This window comes from Kitasatospora sp. NPDC032150 (assembly GCF_055579945.1).
Genome location: NZ_JBVIMH010000004.1, coordinates 255198 through 274932 on the forward strand (window position 1 = coordinate 255198; position 19735 = coordinate 274932).

Below are 19735 nucleotides of genomic sequence, written 5' to 3' on the forward strand. Positions count from 1 at the left end.
GACACCATGAGCACCGAGGTGACTCTGCTGGGCGTACGGCACCACGGGCCCGGCTCGGCCCGCGCGGTGGCCGCCGCGCTGGAGCAACTGCGGCCGGACGCCGTCCTGATCGAGGGCCCGCCGGAGGCCGATCAGATCATCGCGCTGGCGGGCGAGAAGGACATGGTGCCGCCAGTCGCCCTGCTCGCCCATGTCGTCGACGACCCGGCCAGGGCCGCGTTCTGGCCCTTCGCGGTGTTCTCGCCCGAATGGGTCGCCATCCGGTACGCGGTCGAGAACGAGCTCCCGGTCAGGTTCATCGACCTGCCCGCCGCCCAGACCTTCGTCCTGGCGGAGGCCGCCGGGGGAGTGCCGGGGGGCACTTCCCCGGCACCGGGCCCCGGTACCGGGCCGGCGAGCGACACCGACGGCGATTCCGGCACCGTGCCGGCGGGCGCGGCGCCGGTCGTCCACGACCCGATCGGCGCACTCGCCGAGGCCGCCGGCCACGACGACCCCGAGCGCTGGTGGGAGGACGTGATCGAGCACCGCGCGCCCGGCGCCGACGCACTCGCCCCCTTCGCGGCCGTCGCCGAGGCGATGACCGCCCTGCGCGAGCCGGGCTCCGGCACCGCCGTGGCCGTCGGCCGCCGGGACGAGCTGCGTGAGGCCCACATGCGCCAGCAGATCCGTGCCGCCCGCCGCGCCGGGCACACCCGGATCGCCGTGGTCTGCGGCGCCTGGCACGTCCCCGCCCTGCAGTCCATGCCGACCGCCGCCCGCGACCGCGCCCTGCTCGCCGGGCTGCCGAAGAAGCCGAAGACCGACATCACCTGGGTGCCGTGGACCCACCGCAGGCTCTCCCAGCACACCGGCTACGGCGCCGGCATCGACTCGCCCGGCTGGTACCACCACCTCTTCACCGCCGGCTCCGAGCCGGTGACCCGCTGGATGACCAAGGTCGCCGAGCTGCTCCGCGCGGAGGACCACCCGGTCTCCTCCGCCCACGTCATCGAGGCCGTCCGGCTCGCCGACTCGCTCGCGGTGATGCGCGGCCGTCCGCTCGCGGGGCTCACCGAGACCCTCGACGCCGTACGGTCCGTCATGTGCGACGGCTCCGACATCGCCCTCGCCCTGGTGCACGACCGCCTGGTGGTCGGCGACGCCCTCGGCGAGGTCCCGGAGGCGGTGCCCGCCGTTCCGCTCCAGCGCGACCTCGCCCGGCTGCAGCGCAGCCTCCGGCTCAAGCCGGAGCCCGAGGAGCGCCAGCTCGACCTAGACCTGCGCAAGGAGCTGGATGCCGCCCGCTCCCGGCTCCTGCACCGGCTGCGCCTGCTGGGCGTCGACTGGGGCACCCCGGCCCGGTCCGCCGTCAACTCCACCGGCACCTTCCGGGAGAGCTGGCGACTGCGCTGGGAGCCGGAGTTCGCGGTGCGCGTCGTCGAAGCCGCCCAGTGGGGCACCACGGTCGAGGACGCCGCGACCGGCAAGGTCGTCGACACGGCGCTCGGCACCACCGAGCTCGCCCGGCTCACCGGCCTCGCCGAACACTGCCTGCTCGCCGGGCTGTCCACCGCGCTGCCGGCCGTGATGCGGGTCCTGGGCGACCGGGCCGCCCTCGACACCGACGTCGCCCATCTCGCCGACGCCCTCCCCGCGCTGGTCCGGGCGCTGCGCTACGGCGACGTCCGGGGCACCGACGGCAGTGCCCTGGAGGGCGTCGCCCGCGGCCTCGCCGACCGCATCTGCATCGGCCTCCCGTCCGCCTGCACCGGCCTGGACGCGGACGGCGCCGCCGCCATGCGCGCCCGTCTCGACGCCGTGAACACCGCCGTCGGTCTGCTGGCGTCGGCACAGGTCGACCCCGCAGCGGAGACGGGCCGTCCGGCCGGTGCGCAGACCGAGGGAGCCACCGCCCCGGGGGCGGCGGAGAACGGTCGCGCGGACTCGCACGACGCTCCCGCCGTCGCCGCCGTTCCGGGCGGGGACGACTCGCCCGCCGACCGGTGGGCCGCGACGCTGCTCGCGCTCTCCCACCGGGAGCCGTCCGCAGGGCCGGCCACCGGAGTGCCCGGGCTGCTGCGCGGCCGCGCCGTCCGGCTGCTGCTGGACGACGGACGGCTCGACTCCGAGGAGGCCGGGCGCCGGATGGGGCTGGTCCTCTCCGTCGCCAACTCCCCTGCGGATGCGGCGGGTTGGGTGGAGGGATTCCTCGCAGGCGGCGGCGCCCTGCTGCTGCACGACACCCGGCTGCTCGGTCTGCTCGACGAGTGGCTGTGTGGAGTGTCCGGCGGGGTCTTCGTCGACGTACTGCCGCTGCTCCGACGGACTTTCGCGGAGTTGGAGGCAGGTGTCCGGCGCACGGTCGGCGAGCGGGTCGCCGCCGGTTCCCTCGGCACGGGTCCGACCGCCGCCCGCGCCGCCGCCGTCCGCCTCGACCAGTCCAGGGCGGACGCCGCACTCCCCACCCTCGCCCTGCTGCTCGGCCTCCCGGCCCCCTCCGGCAACCCCGGACCGCCCCGCATCCCCCGCCAGTCCGACCGCCGAGCCCGCTGACCCGGCCGGGGAGGGGCCCGGCCCATCGGAACCCGAGCATCGGCATCGATGTCAGTGCCGTCCGGGAAGCTGACACCGCGCAGATCGAATCCCGCAGGCGAGTTCCACCGCCGAGCCCCGCCGCCGAGCCCGGGCCGCCACACCCCAGTTCGCCGAGCAACCGCCTTCGAACCCGAGGGCCCTCCCCCGAGAGCTCTCCAGACGAGGAGACCGAGATGCCCACCGCCACCGATCCCGCCACCGACCCCACCACCCTCCTCCAGGACGGGGTAGCCGAGCGGCTGCGCCGCTGGCGGCTCGTGCTCGGGGGCGAGTCCGACGGCACCGACTGTCGGCTCACCGGCCGGGACACCGCGATCGACGAAGCGCTCGCCGCGCTCTACCGGGGTGGGGGTGACCCGGCGGCCGGCCGGCGGCAGGGCGCCCGCAGCGCGGGGCTCGGCGGGTCGGCGCCGAAGGTGGCCCGCTGGCTGGGGGACATCCGGGAGTACTTCCCCACCTCGGTGGTCCAGCTGATGCAGCAGGACGCGATCACCCGCCTGGGCCTGGACCGGCTGCTGCTGGAGCCGGAGATGCTGGAGGCGGTCGAGCCGGACGTGCATCTGGTCGGCACGCTGCTCTCGTTGAAGCACGCCCTGCCCGCCACCACCAGGGAGACGGCCCGGATGGTGGTCGGCAAGGTGGTCGCCGAGCTGGAGCGCCGCCTCGCGGACCGGACGAGGGCGACGCTCGGCGGTGCCCTGGACCGCAGCGCCAAGGTCAACCGCCCGCGCCACCGCGACATCGACTGGGACCGCACCATCCGGGCCAACCTCAAGAACTACCTGCCCGACGCGGGTCCTGACGGTCGTGGCACGGTGGTGCCCGAGCGCCTGATCGGGTACGCCCGGGCCCAGCGGGCGGTGAAGAAGGACGTCATCCTCTGCATCGACCAGTCGGGTTCGATGGCGCCGTCGGTGGTGCACTCGGCGGTGTTCGGCGCGGTGCTGGCGTCGATGAAGAGCCTGGCCACCCGGCTGGTCGTCTTCGACACCTCGGTGGTCGACCTGACGGAGCAGCTGACCGACCCGGTGGACGTCCTGTTCGCCACCCAGCTCGGCGGCGGTACGGACATCAACCGCGCCCTGGCCTACTGCCAGTCGAAGATCACCCGCCCGTCCGAGACCATCGTGGTGCTGATCAGCGACCTGTACGAGGGCGGCATCCGCAACGAGATGCTCAAGCGGGTGGCCGCGATGAAGGCGGCGGGCGTGCAGTTCATCGCGCTGCTGGCGCTCTCGGACGAGGGTGCCCCGGCGTACGACCACGCGCACGCCGCCGCGCTGGCCGAGCTCGGCGCCCCGGCCTTCGCCTGCACACCGGACGTCTTCCCGGAGATCATGGCCGCCGCGATCGAGAAGCGGCCCCTGCCGGTACCGAAGCAGGACTGACCGCGTAGCCGAACGCCGGAGACCACCCGGAAGAGGTATGAGGACGGCCGGAGGGACGGGGGCGGGAGCGGAAGTGAGGACCAGGACGGGGGCAGGGGCGGAAGGGGCCGCCGTCCGTCACCTACGGGTTGCGAGTCCCGCACAGGGCCCTCACCCGATCGGCATACCCGCTGTGAGCTGGGCGCACGACACGCTCGGATGCGCCCGTTGTGACGGTTCTCACCAAACAGGAGCGGGCCCGGGGCGAAACACGGCCGTCGTACGGGGATAACCTGCCAGACGGACGTGACGCGCGTGTTGATTGACGTGTGCGCCCGAGGCTCCGCAGGCCGCAAGGCCGTACATCTGCGTACCTGCCCAGCCCCGACGACCCGCAGCGAAGATCCTGCCGTGGCACGCTCGTAGAACACAATCCGCGACCACGAACAAGGACGAACACACGTGGACCTGTTCGAGTACCAGGCGAGGGACCTCTTCGCCAAGCACGGCGTGCCCGTGCTGGACGGCGAGGTCATCGAGACCCCCGAGGCTGCTGCCGCGATCGCAGAGCGCTTCGGTGGCCGCGCCGTCATCAAGGCGCAGGTGAAGGTCGGTGGCCGGGGCAAGGCCGGTGGCGTCAAGCTCGCCTCGGACCCGGAGGACGCCGTCGCCAAGGCCGGGGCGATCCTCGGCATGGACATCAAGGGCCACACCGTCCACAAGGTGATGCTGGCCCAGACCGCGGACATCAAGGAGGAGTACTACGTCTCCTTCCTGCTCGACCGCACCAACCGCACCTTCCTGGCCATGGCCAGCGTCGAGGGCGGCATGGACATCGAGGAGGTCGCGGCCACCAAGCCCGAGGCCCTCGCCAAGGTCCCGGTCGACGCCAACGAGGGTGTCACCCCGGAGAAGGCCGCCGAGATCGTCGCCGCGGCCAAGTTCCCGGCCGAGATCGCCGAGCAGGCCGCCGAGGTTCTGCAGACCCTCTGGAAGACCTTCGTCGCCGAGGACGCCCTCCTCGTCGAGGTCAACCCGCTGGTCAAGAGCGGTGAGGGCAAGCTCATCGCGATCGACGGCAAGGTCTCCCTGGACGAGAACGCCGAGTTCCGTCAGCCGGAGATGGAGTCGCTGGTCGACCACGCCGCGGCCAACCCGCTGGAGGCCGCCGCCAAGGCCAAGAACCTCAACTACGTCAAGCTCGACGGTGAGGTCGGCATCATCGGCAACGGCGCGGGTCTCGTCATGAGCACCCTGGACGTCGTCGCCTACGCCGGTGAGAAGCACGGTGGCGTCAAGCCCGCCAACTTCCTCGACATCGGTGGCGGCGCCTCGGCCGAGGTCATGGCGAACGGCCTGGAGATCATCCTGGGTGACGCCGACGTCAAGTCGGTCTTCGTCAACGTCTTCGGTGGCATCACCGCCTGCGACGCCGTCGCCAACGGCATCGTGCAGGCCCTGGCCCTCCTCGAGGAGAAGGGCGAGCAGGTCACCAAGCCGCTCGTCGTCCGCCTGGACGGCAACAACGCCGAGCTGGGTCGCAAGATCCTGACCGACGCCAACCACCCGCTGGTCGAGCAGGTGGACACCATGGACGGTGCGGCCGACCGCGCCGCCGAGCTGGCCAACCAGAAGTAAGGAAGGGGACTTTAACCATGGCTATCTTCCTTACCAAGGACAGCAAGGTCATCGTCCAGGGCATGACCGGCTCCGAGGGCATGAAGCACACCCGCCGGATGCTCGCCTCGGGCACCCAGATCGTCGGTGGCGTGAACCCGCGCAAGGCCGGCACCACCGTTGACGTCGACGGCACCGAGGTCCCGGTCTTCGGCTCCGTCGCCGAGGCCATCGAGAAGACCGGTGCCGACGTCACCGTCATCTTCGTGCCGCCGAAGTTCACCAAGGACGCCGTCGTCGAGGCGATCGACGCCGAGATCGGCCTCGCGGTCGTCATCACCGAGGGCGTGCCGGTCCACGACACCGCCGCCTTCTGGGCCTACGCCGGTGCCAAGGGCAACAAGACCCGCATCATCGGCCCGAACTGCCCCGGCCTGATCTCCCCCGGACAGTCCAACGCGGGCATCATCCCGGCGGACATCACCAAGGCCGGCAAGATCGGTCTGGTCTCCAAGTCCGGCACGCTGACCTACCAGCTGATGTACGAGCTGCGGGACATCGGCTTCTCCTCCGCTGTGGGCATCGGCGGTGACCCGGTCATCGGCACCACCCACATCGACGCCCTCAAGGCGTTCCAGGAGGACCCGGAGACCGAGCTCATCGTCATGATCGGTGAGATCGGCGGCGACGCCGAGGAGCGTGCCGCGGCCTACATCGCCGAGCACGTCACCAAGCCGGTCGTCGGCTACGTCGCGGGCTTCACCGCCCCCGAGGGCAAGACCATGGGCCACGCCGGCGCCATCGTCTCCGGCTCCTCGGGCACCGCCCAGGCGAAGAAGGAGGCCCTCGAGGCCGCCGGCGTCAAGGTCGGCAAGACGCCGTCCGAGACCGCCCGCCTGGCTCGCGAGCTCTTCGACGCCAACAAGTGAGCCGCACGGCGCGGCGCTAGCCGCTGAGCCGTAGCCGAGCGTGCGCAGAGGCGCCCCTGCCCACCGGTAGGGGCGCCTCTGCGTGTCCGTGCCGACGGTTCCCCGTCAGCTGCGCCGCCGTCACTCCTCCCGGGCGGTCGGCCAGATCGGCAGCGGGAGGTCGGCCGGCGAGGCCGCCGGGCAGATCCGCAGCCCCCGGTACCGCCCGGGCGGCACGGTGACCGGCATCGCCGGTAGCCGCGTCCCCTCGGCGCTCGACGTGCCCCGCCCGGCCGCGCCGCGCTTGGGCCGAGGCGGTCTGAGCCCCCGGCGGCATCCGGGTGATCGCGTGCGGTTGTGGGTGTCGTCGTCACCGCGTCACCTGGCGCGACTACGCGTGCAAAATTTGCACATAAGCAAATAATCCGGGACACGTCGAGGTTTTGTCGCTTGTCGGGGCACAACGGGTCGGAGTTGGGACCATGAGGCCCATGACGCAGCTGATGGGCCGTCCGATGGTGGGCGTACCGGGTGAATTGGGCGCCCGTCCGGTCATCGCCGACCTGCTCACCGGAGTGCGGGTGGGGCTGGTCACCCTTGCCGCGATCGGTGTCCCCGTCCTCGGGCTCTGGGTGCTGACCCCGTACGCGGACGACACGGCCTCCGGTGCGGGGCGGCTGGTCTGCGCGCTCTGGCTGCTCGGCCACGGCGGGCCGCTGACCGATGCCGACCAGATGACTCAGGTGACCCTCACGCCGCTGCTGCCGACCCTGTTCACCGTGACGCTGCTCTACCGGACGGGGGTGCACGTCGGACGGCGCGAGCCGGTCCAATGGCGGGCGCCCCTGATGGTGTGCGCCGGGTATCTGGGTGTCGCGGTGGCCGTGGTCTCCGGGTGCGCCGGCGAGGGGCCGTTCCGGGCCCGCCCGGCGTACGACATGGCCGCCGTCGCGGTACTGGCCGCCGCCGCGCTGCTGAGTGGCACGGTGGCCGGAGGCGCGCGCCCCGAGTGCGGCTGGTGGCCGGCACGCTCCGACGTACGCTCACGGACCTGGTTGCCGTCGTGGGCCGTGCCGACCGGCGGAGGCCCCGCGATCCGCCGGGCCGCCGCGGCCGGAGGGTCCGGCCTGGTGGCGGCGGGCGGACTGCTCCTGCTCGCCGCCCTGCTGACCGGCCTCGGTGCCGCCGGGCGATCGGCCCGGACCGTGGACGAGAGCACGGCCGGGTACGCCGGGCTGCTCGTCGCCTGTCTGCTGCTGCTCCCCAACGCGGTGCTGTGGGCCGCCTCGTACACACTCGGACCGGGCTTCGCCGTGGGCACCGGCACGGCCGTCGCACCGACCGGCACCCGGCTCGGCCCGCTGCCCGACTTCCCGCTCTTCGCGCTGTTGCCCGAGGCCGGCGAAGCGGGTTGGCGGCTGGCGGCGTGCGCGCTTCCGCTGTTCGCGGGGGTGGTCCCGGCAGTGCTGATCGGCCGTGCGGCGGCCGGGGAACGGAGCTGGAGGCCGGGGTGGGGCGGGACGGCCGCGCAGGACGAGGAGGACGGAGCTGAGCCGGAGCCGGAGGCAGGGGTGGCGGCCGGTGCGGAGACCGGGACGGACGACGCACGGCCGTGGCATCCGGCGGCCACCGCCTTCGCGGCGCTCGGCAGCGCCCTGCTGACCGGGGCCGCGGCCGCGCTCTGCGCCTGGTTGTCGGGTGGCGCGCTCGCGGGCGGGCGGATGTCCGAACTCGGGCCCGTCCCGTGGCTGGCCGGATCGGCCGCCGCGGGCTGGCTGGCCGCGGTCACGCTGCCCGGCGCACTGCTCGGCCGCTGGTGGCTCACCCGCGGTACCGCGCCCACCTGGTGGGGCCGGTGCACCACTGTCGCCCGCCGCCACGCCGCTCTCACCCGGCTGGCCCTCCACCGCACCTTGACCCGCGCCGCCGACCGCCTGCCCCCTCGGCGCTGAACGCCCCACGGTCGGGCGCACCGTCACGGCCACGGGACGGGCCCGGGTTCGGACAACCGCCCGCACGAGCCCCGCCCGTACGAGCCCCGCACACCCGGCTACCCGTCCGCCCGGGCCCCGCACACCCGGCTACCCGTCCGCCCGAGCCCCGGCGGATGCCCCGCTAACGGTTGGCGCCGTCGTAGAGGTCGACCAGGATCTTCGGGCCGAGCGGGCTGCAGCCCTGCTGGGCCTCGGCCGTGAGGGCGTCGCTCACGCAGGTCACGTAGTCGTGGTAGTACAGGTTGACGCCGAGGAAGCTGAGTACGAAGAGCACCGCGACGCCCCCCGTCACCAGGCCGCCCACCGCCGCCGGGGTCTGCGGGCGGACCGGCTGCGGACCGATCGGGGGTGCAGCGGCCCGGCCGGTACCGGCGGCGCCGTCGGCCGTGGCAGCGGCGGCCTGCCGGGGCGCCCGCAGGGCGCTGACGCCCCAGTAGAGGGCGAGCGCGCCGAGCAGCAGGGCCACGTACGCGATGCCGGTGACCACGCAGAACAGGGCGCCCATGCCCGCGCTGAGGGCGTACCTGGAGCGGCGCTGCAGCGGGTCGCCCGGATCGAACTTCGGGGTCTGCGGCGGCTGCGGGGCCGACCAGCGGCCCTGGTAGTGCGGGCTCCAGGGGTGCGGCGGCGGTACGGCGGGGCGGTCGTCCTCGCCCTCGGGGTCGGCCGGTGGCTGCTGCGGGGTGCGCGGCTGCCACGGCTGATCGGGGGTGCCCGCCGGCGGGGGCGCGAAGGGGTTGCGCTCGCCGGTGTCGTCGCCGCTGCTCATCGGGTCAGCCATTCCTTGTCGTCGGTGCGATCGGTGTGATCGGTTCGATCGGTGCGGGCCGGTGTGCCGTCGGGGACGGAACGGTGCGGGGCCGCGCAACCAATGATCCCGCAGGCCGCCTCGGGCCTGACGCCGCCCTGCCGACCTGCGCCACCCCGCGGTGCGCGGGGTCCGCCGGGCCGGTCGGTGCTCCGCACCCGCGGAGCGGCCGAGCCGATCATCGAGATCCCCGTCTCAACTACGCGCGTAGCGCTGCCAGGTGCGTACGGAAGGCCTCCGACCAGCCGTTATCGTGGTGACGGTCAGCAGCTCGGAAGGGTTCCCGGGGCCCCGGCAGTGCAGCGCGCGTCCCGGCAACCAGGATCCGCCCATGACATGTTCGCCGCTCGTAGTGGCCCCACCGACGGTGGACGTACCAGCGAGCAACGACGTACGGAGAAACGCGCAGTGGCCGCTGCTTCCGCCCAAGTCTTCCCGCCGCGTACGCCGGGACCGGCCCGTCTGGTGGTCCTGGTCTCCGGTTCCGGCACCAATCTGCAGGCGCTGATCGACGCCGCCGCCGACCCGGCGTTCGGAGCGGAGATCGTCGCCGTGGGTGCCGACCGGACCGGCATCGTGGGGCTGGGGCGTGCCGAGCAGGCGGGCATCCCCACCTTCGTCCAGCGGGTCCAGGACCATGCCGACCGCGCCGACTGGGATCGCGCGCTGACCGCCTCGGTCCTCGGCTACCAGCCCGACCTGGTGGTCTCGGCCGGCTTCATGAAGATCCTCGGCGCCGAGTTCCTCGCCGCGTTCTCCGGACGGATCGTCAACACCCACCCCGCCCTGCTGCCTTCCTTCCCCGGCGCCCACGGTGTCACCGACGCGCTGGCGTACGGGGTGAAGGTCACCGGCTGCACCGTCCACCTGGTCGACGCCGGTGTGGACACCGGGCCGATCATCGCGCAGGGCGTCGTCCAGGTCGAGGACGCCGACTACGCCGATGGCGGCGAAGCGCTGCACGAGCGCATCAAGACTGTCGAGCGCACCCTGCTCGTCGACGTCGTGGGCCGCCTGGCCCGCGAAGGTCACCGCATCGAGGACCGAAAGGTATGGATCCCGGCATGAGTGCCAGCTCCACCACCACGACGCCCCCCGTCTCGGAGAACGTTCGCCTGATCCGCCGCGCGCTGATCAGCGTGTACGACAAGACCGGTCTGGAGGAACTGGCCCAGGGCCTGCACGCCGCCGGGGTCGCCATCGTCTCCACCGGTTCGACCGCCGGGCGGATCGCCGCCGCCGGCGTCCCGGTGACCGAGGTCTCCGAGCTGACCGGCTTCCCGGAGTGCCTGGACGGGCGCGTGAAGACGCTGCACCCCCGCGTGCACGCCGGTGTGCTCGCCGACCTGCGGCTCGAGACGCACCGCGCCCAGCTGGCCGAGCTGGAGATCGAGCCCTTCGATCTGGTCGTGGTGAACCTCTACCCGTTCAAGGCCACCGTGGCCTCCGGCGCCACCCCGGACGAGTGCGTCGAGCAGATCGACATCGGTGGCCCGTCGATGGTCCGCGCCGCTGCCAAGAACCACCCCTCGGTGGCCGTGGTGGTCGACCCGGCCCGGTACGGCGACGTCCTGGACGCCGTCCGCTCCGGCGGCTTCGACCTGCTGACCCGCAAGCGCCTCGCGGCCGCCGCCTTCGCGCACACCGCCGCCTACGACGTGGCGGTGGCGAACTGGTTCGAGACCTCGGGCTACACCGAGTCGGAGAGCGCCTTCCCGGCCTTCCTCGGCTCCGCCTTCGAGCGCCAGAACGTGCTCCGCTACGGCGAGAACCCGCACCAGGCGGCGGCGCTCTACACCGACGGCAGCGGCGGCCTCGCGGGCGCCCGGCAGCTGCACGGCAAGGAGATGTCCTACAACAACTACGTGGACACCGACGCCGCCCGCCGGGCCGCGTACGACCACACCGAGCCGGCCGTCGCGATCATCAAGCACGCCAACCCGTGCGGCATCGCCGTCGGCGAGGACGTCGCCGAGGCGCACCGCAAGGCGCACGAGTGCGACCCGGTCTCCGCCTACGGCGGTGTGATCGCGGTCAACCGGCCGGTCACCGTCGAGCTGGCCGAGCAGATCGCGCCGATCTTCACCGAGGTCGTCGTCGCCCCCGCCTACGAGGACGGCGCGGTCGAGGTGCTGGCCCAGAAGAAGAACATCCGGGTGCTGGTCGCCCCGGACGCCCCCTGCAACCGCAAGGAGGCCCGTCCGATCTCCGGTGGTGTGCTGCTGCAGGAGACCGACCGGATCCACGCCGAGGGCGACGATCCGTCGACCTGGACCCTGACCACCGGTGAGGCGTTGTCCGAGGCCGAGCTGGCCGAGCTGGCCTTCGCCTGGCGGGCCTGCCGGGCCGTCAAGTCCAACGCGATCCTGCTGGCCAAGGACGGCGCCTCGGTCGGCGTCGGCATGGGCCAGGTCAACCGGGTGGACTCCTGCAAGCTGGCGGTCGAGCGGGCCGGCGAGCGGGCCAAGGGCTCGTACGCGGCGTCCGACGCCTTCTTCCCGTTCCCGGACGGCCCGGAGATCCTGATCGCCGCCGGGGTCAAGGCCATTGTCCAGCCCGGCGGTTCGATCCGCGACGAGCTGGTGATCGCGGCCGCCGCCGAGGCCGGGGTGACGATGTACTTCACCGGCACCCGGCACTTCTTCCACTGATGCCGGGGCCGGCCGGGACCGAACGGCCCCGGTTCGGTTCCGGCCGGCCCCGGCCGGCTTCGGACAGACCCTGTTGCCGGTCGGTCCAAGGCAGAGGCCCTGCCCTCCGCTCGGGAGTGCAGGGCCGCTCGCATCCGGTAACCGCCGGGCGGTTACTGTGACTTGACGACCACGGTGCCCATGATCTTGTCGGAGAAGGTCTGCTTCTTGGCGTCCCACAGCGGCCACAGGTAACCGACGCAGCAGCTGAACCCGTCCAGCAGGTGCAGCGCCTCGCGGGCGAAGGCGGCGCCGAAGCCCAGCGGCTGGCCGCTGTCCTCGCGGACCATGCGGATGTTGACGGCCTTCTGACCCAGCGACTGGCCCATCTGGCTCTTCATCAGGGCCAGGATGGCCCAGGTGAGGATCATCATCGCGCCCTGGACCACGGTGTAGACGGCCGGGTTGACGCCACCGGTGGTGGTGGTGACGCAGTGTCCGCCCGGTGACATGAGTGCCGAGCAGTCGACCTTGGTCTTCGGCTTCAGCACGAACAGGATGATGCCGGGGATGATGCCGATCACGATCGAGTCGATGATGCGGGCGACCACCCGGCTGCCCCAGCCGGCGTAGAAGTTCTGCACCATACCGGCGTTGCCGTAAGGACCCGGCTGCTGCGGGATGCCGCCGTAGCCGGGCTGCGGGGCGCCGTAACCCGGCTGCGGGGCGCCGTAACCCGGGGCCGGGGCCTGCTGCTGCGGGTAGCCGTAGCCCGGGGCGGGCGGCGGGGACTGCTGCGGGTAGCCGTAGCCGGGCTGAGGGGGCTGCTGGCCGTACGGGTTGTTCGGGTCGGGCGGGTAGCTCATCGGTGCCTCCGAGCGATTTGGGATGTTGGGACGGGTGGGACAGGGATTCCCGGTGCGGACGGGCAGTTGAGCGTGCCGACCGGGTGGGACCTTAGCGGACCGGGCTGACACCGAGACAGGGTCGGCATCGCCCGGAAATCCGTGCGGACGAGGAGCGCCGACGCGACCTCAGAGGTGGAGGAAGCCGAACCGGTGCAGCTGCCACAGCCAGGAGACCGTCAACGCCGTGCCCAGCAGGGCGTTCCGGCGGCCGTTCGGCAACTGCCACCACCAGCGCCCGGGGCCGAGCGGGGCGAGCAGCAAGCCGATGGCCGCCAGCACGGCGACCGGGTTGGCCGCCAGCGCGGCCGCCCAATTGCCGTGCCCCGCCTCGATGAAGACCGTGGTGCTGCCGCAGCCCGGGCAGGGGATCCCGGTGAACCGGCGCAGCATGCACAGCGCTCCCGGGTCGTGCACGTCGTGCAGCCGGGCCACCGCCAGGGCGGCCGCCGCACCGCCTCCCGCGCGCAGCAGCACTCGTAGGACCGCACCCGACAGCCGCTCCTCCGAGCGGCGCCAGCGGTCCCGCAGCACCGTCACAGTAGTGGCGGACACGGCTACTTGTAGATGACCGTGAAGAGGACGACCATGGCGATGGAGATCAGGATGCCCAGGGCGTTGAGCACGATCCCTCCGACCGCCACGCCCCGGCCCGTCCCGGTGGCGGCCGAGCGGTTCAGCGCGGCGATGCCGAGGCCGAGACCGATCAGCCCGAGGAAGCCCAGGTAGGCGCAGGAGAGCACGATGGCGAGGAAGCCGAGCACCACCGAGGCGGTGGCGTAGGAGTCCCGCTGCGGGGTCTGCGCCAACGGCGCTGCCGTGAACGGCTGCTGCGGCACCGACTGCTGCGGGTAGCCGTAGCCGGGCTGCGGCTGCTGCTGGTACTGCGGTGCGCCGTAGGGCTGTTGCGGCGGGCCGCCGTACCCGCCGTACGGATCGGACGGCGGCGTCTGGTACGGATTGCTCACTTGTTTCTCTTCCCCCGGGATCTCCCCGTCGTCTCCTACGGCCCGTCACGGACGTAGCGGGCGGCGGCGGAGATTGCAAGCCCCTATCGTCAACCGGCTCGTGCGGCGGTGTCCAGCCGAGTTTCGGCGCGGCGCCCAACTGTGGCGCAACCGCAACCCGAAGCCCACGCTACGTCCTCCCGAACGGTACTTCCGACGCCACCGGGGCGGTGACGCGGGCACCGGGGGGGATCCAGGACAATGGGGCCATGACTGCCCAGATTCTCGATGGCAAGGCCACCGCCGCCGCGATCAAGTCCGAACTGGCCGTGCGCGTCGCGGCTCTCAAGGAGCGGGGCATCGTCCCCGGCCTCGGCACCGTCCTGGTCGGCGACGACCCCGGCAGCCGCTGGTACGTCAACGGCAAGCACCGGGACTGCGCGGAGGTCGGCATCGCCTCCATCCAGCGCGAGCTGCCCGCGACCGCCACCCAGCAGGACGTGGAGGACGTCGTCCGCGAGCTCAACGCCGACCCGGCGTGCACCGGATACATCGTCCAGCTGCCGCTGCCCAAGGGACTGGACCAGAACCCGGTCCTGGAACTGATGGACCCGGACAAGGACGCCGACGGTCTGCACCCCACCTCGCTGGGCCGCCTCGCGCTGGGCATCGAGGGCCCGCTGCCGTGCACCCCGCTGGGCATCGTGGAGCTGCTGCGCCGGCACGAGGTCGAGATCAACGGTGCCGAGGTGGTCGTGCTCGGCCGCGGCATCACCGTGGGCCGCTCGATCGGCCTGCTGCTCACCCGCAAGAGCGAGAACGCCACCGTCACCCTGTGCCACACCGGCACCCGTGACCTGGCCTACCACCTGCGCAAGGCCGACATCATCGTGGCCGCCGCCGGTGTGCCGCACCTGGTCAAGCCGGAGGACGTCAAGCCTGGCGCGGCCGTGCTGGACGTGGGCGTCAGCCGGGACGCCGAGGGCAAGATCGTCGGCGATGTGGACCCGGGCGTGGCCGAGGTGGCCGCCTGGATCTCCCCGAACCCCGGCGGGGTCGGCCCGATGACCCGCGCGATGCTGCTCAACAACATCGTCGAGGCGGCCGAGCGCCGCGCCGGTCGCTGAGCCGGATGGGGATCAAGGTGAACCGGTCGAGGCGTCGGCCGGTGAAGACCACGGGCACCCTGCCCCCCGAGGGCTCGGGGACGGCGCTGCACTACAGCCACCCCCTGCCGGTCCGGCAGTGGCCGATAACGCTGGTCCTGGCGGTGGCCTGCACCGGACTCGCCATCGCCTGGTTCGGCGACTCCAAGTCCGGTCTGCTGACGAAGGCCGGGTTGCTCACGGTCGGCGGCTCGCTGCTGCTGGCCGCCGGGCTGCGCCTGGTACTGCCGGAGGTCGGCATGCTGGCGGTGCGCAGCCGGTTCACCGACATCTCGGTGCTGAGCTTCCTCGGGGCGGTGATCGTGCTGCTCACCCTGGTGACCCAGCCGGACCCCTGGCTGCACCTGTCCGTACTGGACAACATCGGCCAGCTCATCGGCCGCCGGCACTACTGAACCGCGGCCGGGACCGCGCCGGAAGTCTCCTGCCTGAAGGCGGTGGGAGTGGTCCTCGCAGAAGGGCCACTCCCACGTCTACCTGACTCGAGCTTGGTTATCGCTGGAGAAGGTAAAAAGTGGCATTTCTTCGCTGGTTGGCGAAGCCCCCTGGTCGCCCGCGGGTCTTCCTGCTTCGACGCCGACCGCCTTGACAAGGCCGAGCCATGCCGAGGTCTCACACCGGCTCCACAGGCTTCAAGTCCCGCCTGCCCGGCGGTATACCCTGCCGTTGGACTATCGCGGCTGGATGCGCAGAGTATATCTGGCAGTACGCGGCGTAGCCAAACAGCCTGTCGCCGGCAGAGCTGCCGGTGGTATCTCGCTAGGAGAGTTAGATGACTCGCACCCCCGTCAACGTCACGGTCACCGGAGCGGCCGGCCAGATCGGCTACGCGCTGCTCTTCCGCATCGCCTCGGGCCACCTGCTCGGCGCCGACGTGCCGGTGAACCTCCGTCTGCTGGAGATCCCGCAGGGCGTCAAGGCCGCCGAGGGCACCGCGATGGAGCTGGACGACTGCGCGTTCCCGCTGCTGCGCGACATCACCATCACCGACGACGCCAACAAGGCCTTCGACGGCGCGAACGTCGCGCTGCTGGTCGGCGCCCGTCCGCGCACCGCCGGCATGGAGCGCGGCGACCTGCTGCAGGCCAACGGTGGCATCTTCGGTCCGCAGGGCAAGGCCATCAACGACCACGCCGCGGACGACATCAAGGTCCTGGTCGTCGGCAACCCGGCCAACACCAACGCCCTGATCGCCCAGCGCAACGCGCCGGACGTCCCGGCCGACCGCTTCACCGCGATGACCCGCCTGGACCACAACCGTGCGGTCGCCCAGCTGGCCAAGAAGCTCGGCGTCACCGTCAACGAGGTCAAGCGCATGACCATCTGGGGCAACCACTCGGCCACCCAGTACCCGGACATCTTCCACGCCGAGGTCGCCGGCAAGAACGCCGCCGCCGAGGTCAACGACGAGAAGTGGCTGGCCGAGGAGTTCATCCCGACCGTCGCCAAGCGCGGTGCCGCCATCATCGACGCCCGTGGCGCCTCCTCGGCCGCGTCGGCCGCCAACGCCGCCATCGACCACGTGTACACCTGGGTCAACGGCACCGCCGAGGGCGACTGGACCTCGATGGGCATCGTCTCCGACGGCTCCTACGGCGTGGAGGAGGGCATCATCTCCTCCTTCCCGGTCACCTGCAAGGACGGCAAGTTCGAGATCGTCCAGGGCCTGGAGATCAACGAGTTCTCCCGCGCCCGCATCGACGCCTCGGTCGGCGAGCTGATCGAGGAGCGCGACACGGTCAAGGAGCTCGGCCTCATCTGAGCCGGTCCCGCGGCATGACGCGGCCGGGTGCCACCCTCACGAGCTCCCTCCGGCGAGTGAGGGACAAGGGTGGGCGCCCGGCCGCGGTCGTAGACTGAACCGATGTGAGCGAAACCCTGCAGGACGCCGCCCTCGTCCTGGTCTTCATCATGCTGGGCGGTCTGTTCAACGTCGCCGAGATCTCACTGATCTCGCTGCGCGAGGGCCAGATCCGCGAGCTGGAGGCGCGCGGCACCAGGGGCGCCGTCCGGGCCGCGCACCTCGCCGCCGACCCCAACAGGTTCCTGGCCGCCGTCCAGGTCGGGGTCACCTGCATGGGCTTCCTGTCCGCCGCCTTCGGCGCGGACACGCTGGCCGGCAAGGCCGCCCCCTACATCGCCCGGCTGGGCCTGGCCCCGGGCCTCGCGGACGCCGTGGCTCTGGTCGGGCTGACCCTGGTGATCAGCTACGTCTCGCTGGTGCTGGGCGAGTTGACCCCCAAGCGGATCGGCCTGCAGCGTGCCGACTCCATCGCGGTGCTGGCCGCACCGGTGGTCGACGTGATGTCCGTGGTGCTGCGCCCGGTGATCTGGCTGCTCGGGCACTCCACCAACCTCATGGTCCGGCTGCTCGGCAGCGATCCCAAGGCCAGGCGCGGCAGCATGAGTTCGGAGGAGCTGCGCGGACTGGTCGCCGCCAACACCGAACTCGGCAGTGATGAACGGGCGTTGATCGCCGACGTGTTCGCCGCCGGGGAACGCCAGCTGCGCGAGGTGATGGTGCCGCGCACCGAGGTCACCTTCCTGGACGCCGACCGGGTGCTCACCGAGGTCCGCGAGGAGGCCGCCTCCGCCCCGCACTCGCGCTACCCGGTGGTCGAGGGCTCGTACGACGCCGTGGTCGGCTTCGTGCACGTCCGCGACCTGTACGGCGCCAAGGGCGGCCAGGCGGTGCGGATCCGCGACATCGCCCGCCCGGTCAAGCTGCTGCCCGCCACCAAGCGGGTGCTGGAGGCGATGAGCGAGATGCGCCGCGAGGGCCACCACCTGGCCATCGTGGTGGACGAGTACGGCGGCACCGCCGGGATCGTCACCCTGGAGGACCTGGTCGAGGAGGTGATCGGCGAGATCCGTGACGAGTACGACGCCCAGGACACCACCGCCACCCGCCGGCTGGCCGGCGGCGGCATGGAACTGGACGGCCTGCTCAACCTCGCCGACTTCGCCGAGGAGACCGGCGTCACCCTCCCCGAGGGCCCGTACGAGACCGTGGCCGGCTTCCTGGTGAGCGCGCTCGGACGGCTGCCGGAGGCGGGCGACCAGACCGTCACCGAGGACGGGGTGCGGCTCACCGTGGCCAAGCTCGACGGTCGCCGGATCGAACGCATCAAGGTGAGTGCGGTCACACTGTCCGACCCTCCAGGCGCAGACGTTTCCTGACCGGGAGGTGGAGCTGGAACAATGGCGCACATGGTCAACGCAGCGGTCACCGGTCCGGTGAAGGACCGTCCCCGGGTGCTCTCCGGCATCCAGCCCACCTCAGGCTCCTTCCACCTGGGCAACTACCTGGGCGCGGTGCGCCAATGGGTCGACATGCAGAAGGAGAACGACGCCTTCTACATGGTGGTCGACCTGCACGCGATCACCGTGTCGCAGGACCCGGAGGCGCTGCGCCAGAACACCCGGATCTCCGCCGCGCAGCTGCTCGGCGCCGGCCTGGACCCGGAGCACTGCACCCTCTTCGTCCAGTCGCACGTGCCTGAGCACGCGCAGCTCGCCTGGGTGATGAACTGCCTCACCGGCTTCGGCGAGGCCTCCCGGATGACCCAGTTCAAGGACAAGTCCACCCGGCACGGCGCCGAGAGCACCACGGTCGGCCTGTTCACCTACCCGGTCCTCATGGTCGCGGACGTCCTGCTCTACCAGGCGGACGCCGTCCCGGTCGGCGAGGACCAGCGCCAGCACCTGGAGCTCACCCGCGACCTCGCCGAGCGCTTCAACACCCGCTACAGCCCGACCTTCACGGTGCCGGAGCCGTACATCCTCAAGGAGACGGCGAAGATCCAGGACCTCCAGGACCCGACCGCGAAGATGAGCAAGTCGGCCGCCTCGCCCAAGGGCCTGATCAACCTGCTGGACGAGCCAAAGGTCAGCGCCAAGAAGTTCAAGAGCGCCGTCACCGACACCGACACCGTGGTCTCCTACGACGAGGAGAACAAGGCCGGCGTCTCCAACCTGCTGCGGATCCACTCCGCGCTCAGCGGCCAGTCGATCGAGCAACTGGTCGAGCACTTCGAGGGCAAGATGTACGGCGCCCTGAAGACCGAGCTGGCCGAGCTGTTCACCGAGTGGGTCACCCCGTTCCAGGCCCGGACCAAGACCTACCTGGACGACCCGGCCGAGCTGGACCGCGTGCTCGGCCTCGGCGCCGAGAAGGCCCGCGAGGTCGCCTCGCAGACCCTGGCGACGGTCTACGACCGCATCGGCTTCCTGGCGCCGAAGCGCTGACGCGCTGATGCCCTCGCGCTCACTCCCCGGTGGTGGCGACCTGCCGGAGGTCGTCACCATCGGTGTGTCCATAACCGTCCCGGAGCCGTACGGCAGTGCCATCCAGGACGCCCGCGACGGCCACGGCGACCCGCTCGCCCGTTCGATACCTACCCATGTCACCCTGCTGCCGCCGACCGAGGTCCCGTGCGAGCGGCTGCCCGACATCGAGAAGCACCTGAGCACGGTCGCCACCGAACACGCCGTCTTCCCGATGCTGCTCCAGGGCAGCGGCACCTTCCGCCCGGTCTCCCCGGTGGTCTTCATCCGGGTGGAGGAGGGCGCCCAGGAGTGCCGGGTGCTGGAGGCCGCCATCCGCTCCGGGCCGCTCGCCCGTGAGCTCGCCTTCCCCTACCACCCGCACGTCACGGTCGCCCACGGCCTTGCCGACGAGGTCCTCGACGCGGCGTACGAGAAGGCCCGGACCTTTCACGCCGCCTTCGACGTGCCGGGGTTCTGCCTGTCCCGCTTCGACGCGGACGAGGTCTGGCGGCCCTGGCGCGGCTACCTCTTCGGCCAGGGGTGAGAC

At 72.0% G+C, this 19735-nt stretch carries 17 protein-coding genes; 13 read left to right on the forward strand and 4 right to left on the reverse strand.

Going from position 1 to position 19735, the window contains the following annotated elements; genetic code table 11:
- The first annotated feature begins 6 nt into the window (after nucleotides 1-6).
- The 5 genes from ACZ5ON_RS07425 to ACZ5ON_RS07445 all read left to right on the forward strand — a co-directional run bounded on the left by ACZ5ON_RS07425 (nucleotide 7) and on the right by ACZ5ON_RS07445 (nucleotide 8421).
- A complete protein-coding gene (locus tag ACZ5ON_RS07425) occupies nucleotides 7-2535 on the forward strand; it encodes a DUF5682 family protein (protein WP_465586704.1) in 2529 nt (842 codons plus the stop codon).
- 215 nt (nucleotides 2536-2750) lie between these two features.
- Nucleotides 2751-3965 carry a VWA domain-containing protein gene (locus tag ACZ5ON_RS07430; RefSeq protein WP_465586708.1) on the forward strand — a complete coding sequence of 405 codons (1215 nt, stop codon included), beginning with the start codon at nucleotides 2751-2753 and terminating at the stop codon, nucleotides 3963-3965.
- Nucleotides 3966-4406: 441 nt separating this feature from the next.
- Complete coding sequence (sucC, locus tag ACZ5ON_RS07435; RefSeq protein WP_465586714.1) at nucleotides 4407-5582, forward strand: ADP-forming succinate--CoA ligase subunit beta; 1176 nt, start codon at nucleotides 4407-4409, stop codon at nucleotides 5580-5582.
- A gap of 17 nt (nucleotides 5583-5599) precedes the next feature.
- The gene (gene sucD, locus ACZ5ON_RS07440) at nucleotides 5600-6490 is read left to right on the forward strand and encodes a succinate--CoA ligase subunit alpha (RefSeq protein ID WP_465586718.1); all 891 of its coding nucleotides are present in this window, start codon (nucleotides 5600-5602) and stop codon (nucleotides 6488-6490) included.
- Nucleotides 6491-6960: 470 nt separating this feature from the next.
- A complete protein-coding gene (locus tag ACZ5ON_RS07445; protein ID WP_465586723.1) occupies nucleotides 6961-8421 on the forward strand; it encodes a cell division protein PerM in 1461 nt (486 codons plus the stop codon).
- Nucleotides 8422-8584: 163 nt separating this feature from the next.
- Here ACZ5ON_RS07445 and ACZ5ON_RS07450 read toward each other — a convergent pair whose 3' ends face one another.
- Entirely contained in the window at nucleotides 8585-9232 is a 648-nt protein-coding gene (locus ACZ5ON_RS07450; RefSeq protein ID WP_465586727.1) for a hypothetical protein, read from the reverse strand.
- Nucleotides 9233-9679: 447 nt separating this feature from the next.
- Between ACZ5ON_RS07450 and purN the strand changes: the two genes are divergently transcribed.
- Both purN and purH read left to right on the forward strand, forming a co-directional pair.
- Nucleotides 9680-10339 carry a phosphoribosylglycinamide formyltransferase gene (gene purN, locus ACZ5ON_RS07455; RefSeq protein ID WP_465586730.1) on the forward strand — a complete coding sequence of 220 codons (660 nt, stop codon included), beginning with the start codon at nucleotides 9680-9682 and terminating at the stop codon, nucleotides 10337-10339.
- Nucleotides 10336-11922, forward strand: coding sequence for a bifunctional phosphoribosylaminoimidazolecarboxamide formyltransferase/IMP cyclohydrolase (purH, locus tag ACZ5ON_RS07460; protein ID WP_465586733.1), 1587 nt, complete (start codon nucleotides 10336-10338; stop codon nucleotides 11920-11922). The genes purN and purH overlap by 4 nt, the downstream gene beginning before the upstream one ends.
- A 152-nt stretch (nucleotides 11923-12074) precedes the next feature.
- Here the strand turns inward: purH and ACZ5ON_RS07465 are convergent, their stop codons facing one another.
- The 3 genes from ACZ5ON_RS07465 to ACZ5ON_RS07475 form a co-directional block, all read right to left on the reverse strand.
- Nucleotides 12075-12767, reverse strand: a complete 693-nt coding sequence (locus tag ACZ5ON_RS07465; RefSeq protein WP_465586736.1) for an RDD family protein — start codon at nucleotides 12765-12767, stop codon at nucleotides 12075-12077.
- Nucleotides 12768-12935: 168 nt separating this feature from the next.
- Entirely contained in the window at nucleotides 12936-13361 is a 426-nt protein-coding gene (locus tag ACZ5ON_RS07470; protein WP_465586738.1) for a DUF2752 domain-containing protein, read from the reverse strand.
- 2 nt (nucleotides 13362-13363) lie between these two features.
- Nucleotides 13364-13774, reverse strand: coding sequence for a hypothetical protein (locus ACZ5ON_RS07475; RefSeq protein ID WP_465586741.1), 411 nt, complete (start codon nucleotides 13772-13774; stop codon nucleotides 13364-13366).
- 248 nt (nucleotides 13775-14022) lie between these two features.
- Here ACZ5ON_RS07475 and ACZ5ON_RS07480 point away from each other — a divergent pair, with 248 nt between their 5' ends.
- The 6 genes from ACZ5ON_RS07480 (at nucleotide 14023) to ACZ5ON_RS07505 (ending at nucleotide 19732) form a co-directional block, all read left to right on the forward strand.
- A complete protein-coding gene (locus ACZ5ON_RS07480; protein ID WP_465586744.1) occupies nucleotides 14023-14880 on the forward strand; it encodes a bifunctional methylenetetrahydrofolate dehydrogenase/methenyltetrahydrofolate cyclohydrolase in 858 nt (285 codons plus the stop codon).
- A 41-nt stretch (nucleotides 14881-14921) separates the two neighbouring features.
- Nucleotides 14922-15314: a DUF3017 domain-containing protein gene (locus ACZ5ON_RS07485; protein WP_465586747.1), complete on the forward strand. Its 393-nt coding sequence runs from the start codon at nucleotides 14922-14924 to the stop codon at nucleotides 15312-15314.
- A 377-nt stretch (nucleotides 15315-15691) separates the two neighbouring features.
- On the forward strand, nucleotides 15692-16681 hold the full coding sequence (locus ACZ5ON_RS07490) for a malate dehydrogenase (RefSeq protein ID WP_465586752.1): 990 nt from the start codon (nucleotides 15692-15694) through the stop codon (nucleotides 16679-16681).
- Between the two features lie 104 nt (nucleotides 16682-16785).
- The gene (locus tag ACZ5ON_RS07495) at nucleotides 16786-18099 is read left to right on the forward strand and encodes a hemolysin family protein (RefSeq protein WP_465586756.1); all 1314 of its coding nucleotides are present in this window, start codon (nucleotides 16786-16788) and stop codon (nucleotides 18097-18099) included.
- Nucleotides 18100-18129: 30 nt separating this feature from the next.
- On the forward strand, nucleotides 18130-19167 hold the full coding sequence (gene trpS, locus ACZ5ON_RS07500; protein WP_465586761.1) for a tryptophan--tRNA ligase: 1038 nt from the start codon (nucleotides 18130-18132) through the stop codon (nucleotides 19165-19167).
- 7 nt (nucleotides 19168-19174) lie between these two features.
- The gene (locus ACZ5ON_RS07505) at nucleotides 19175-19732 is read left to right on the forward strand and encodes a 2'-5' RNA ligase family protein (RefSeq protein WP_465586765.1); all 558 of its coding nucleotides are present in this window, start codon (nucleotides 19175-19177) and stop codon (nucleotides 19730-19732) included.
- Nucleotides 19733-19735 lie beyond the last annotated feature (3 nt).

What these genes read in the sequence shown, in the direction of transcription:
- ACZ5ON_RS07430 (WP_465586708.1), top strand. Translation starts at nt 2,751, where the DNA reads ATGCCCACCGCCACCGATCCCGCCACCGACCCCACCACCCTCCTCCAG.
- purH (WP_465586733.1), top strand. Translation starts at nt 10,336, where the DNA reads ATGAGTGCCAGCTCCACCACCACGACGCCCCCCGTCTCGGAGAACGTT.
- sucD (WP_465586718.1), top strand. Translation starts at nt 5,600, where the DNA reads ATGGCTATCTTCCTTACCAAGGACAGCAAGGTCATCGTCCAGGGCATG.
- ACZ5ON_RS07450 (WP_465586727.1), bottom strand. Translation starts at nt 9,232, where the DNA reads ATGAGCAGCGGCGACGACACCGGCGAGCGCAACCCCTTCGCGCCCCCG.
- trpS (WP_465586761.1), top strand. Translation starts at nt 18,130, where the DNA reads ATGGTCAACGCAGCGGTCACCGGTCCGGTGAAGGACCGTCCCCGGGTG.
- ACZ5ON_RS07445 (WP_465586723.1), top strand. Translation starts at nt 6,961, where the DNA reads ATGACGCAGCTGATGGGCCGTCCGATGGTGGGCGTACCGGGTGAATTG.
- ACZ5ON_RS07490 (WP_465586752.1), top strand. Translation starts at nt 15,692, where the DNA reads ATGACTCGCACCCCCGTCAACGTCACGGTCACCGGAGCGGCCGGCCAG.
- ACZ5ON_RS07465 (WP_465586736.1), bottom strand. Translation starts at nt 12,767, where the DNA reads ATGAGCTACCCGCCCGACCCGAACAACCCGTACGGCCAGCAGCCCCCT.
- ACZ5ON_RS07480 (WP_465586744.1), top strand. Translation starts at nt 14,023, where the DNA reads ATGACTGCCCAGATTCTCGATGGCAAGGCCACCGCCGCCGCGATCAAG.
- ACZ5ON_RS07505 (WP_465586765.1), top strand. Translation starts at nt 19,175, where the DNA reads ATGCCCTCGCGCTCACTCCCCGGTGGTGGCGACCTGCCGGAGGTCGTC.
- ACZ5ON_RS07425 (WP_465586704.1), top strand. Translation starts at nt 7, where the DNA reads ATGAGCACCGAGGTGACTCTGCTGGGCGTACGGCACCACGGGCCCGGC.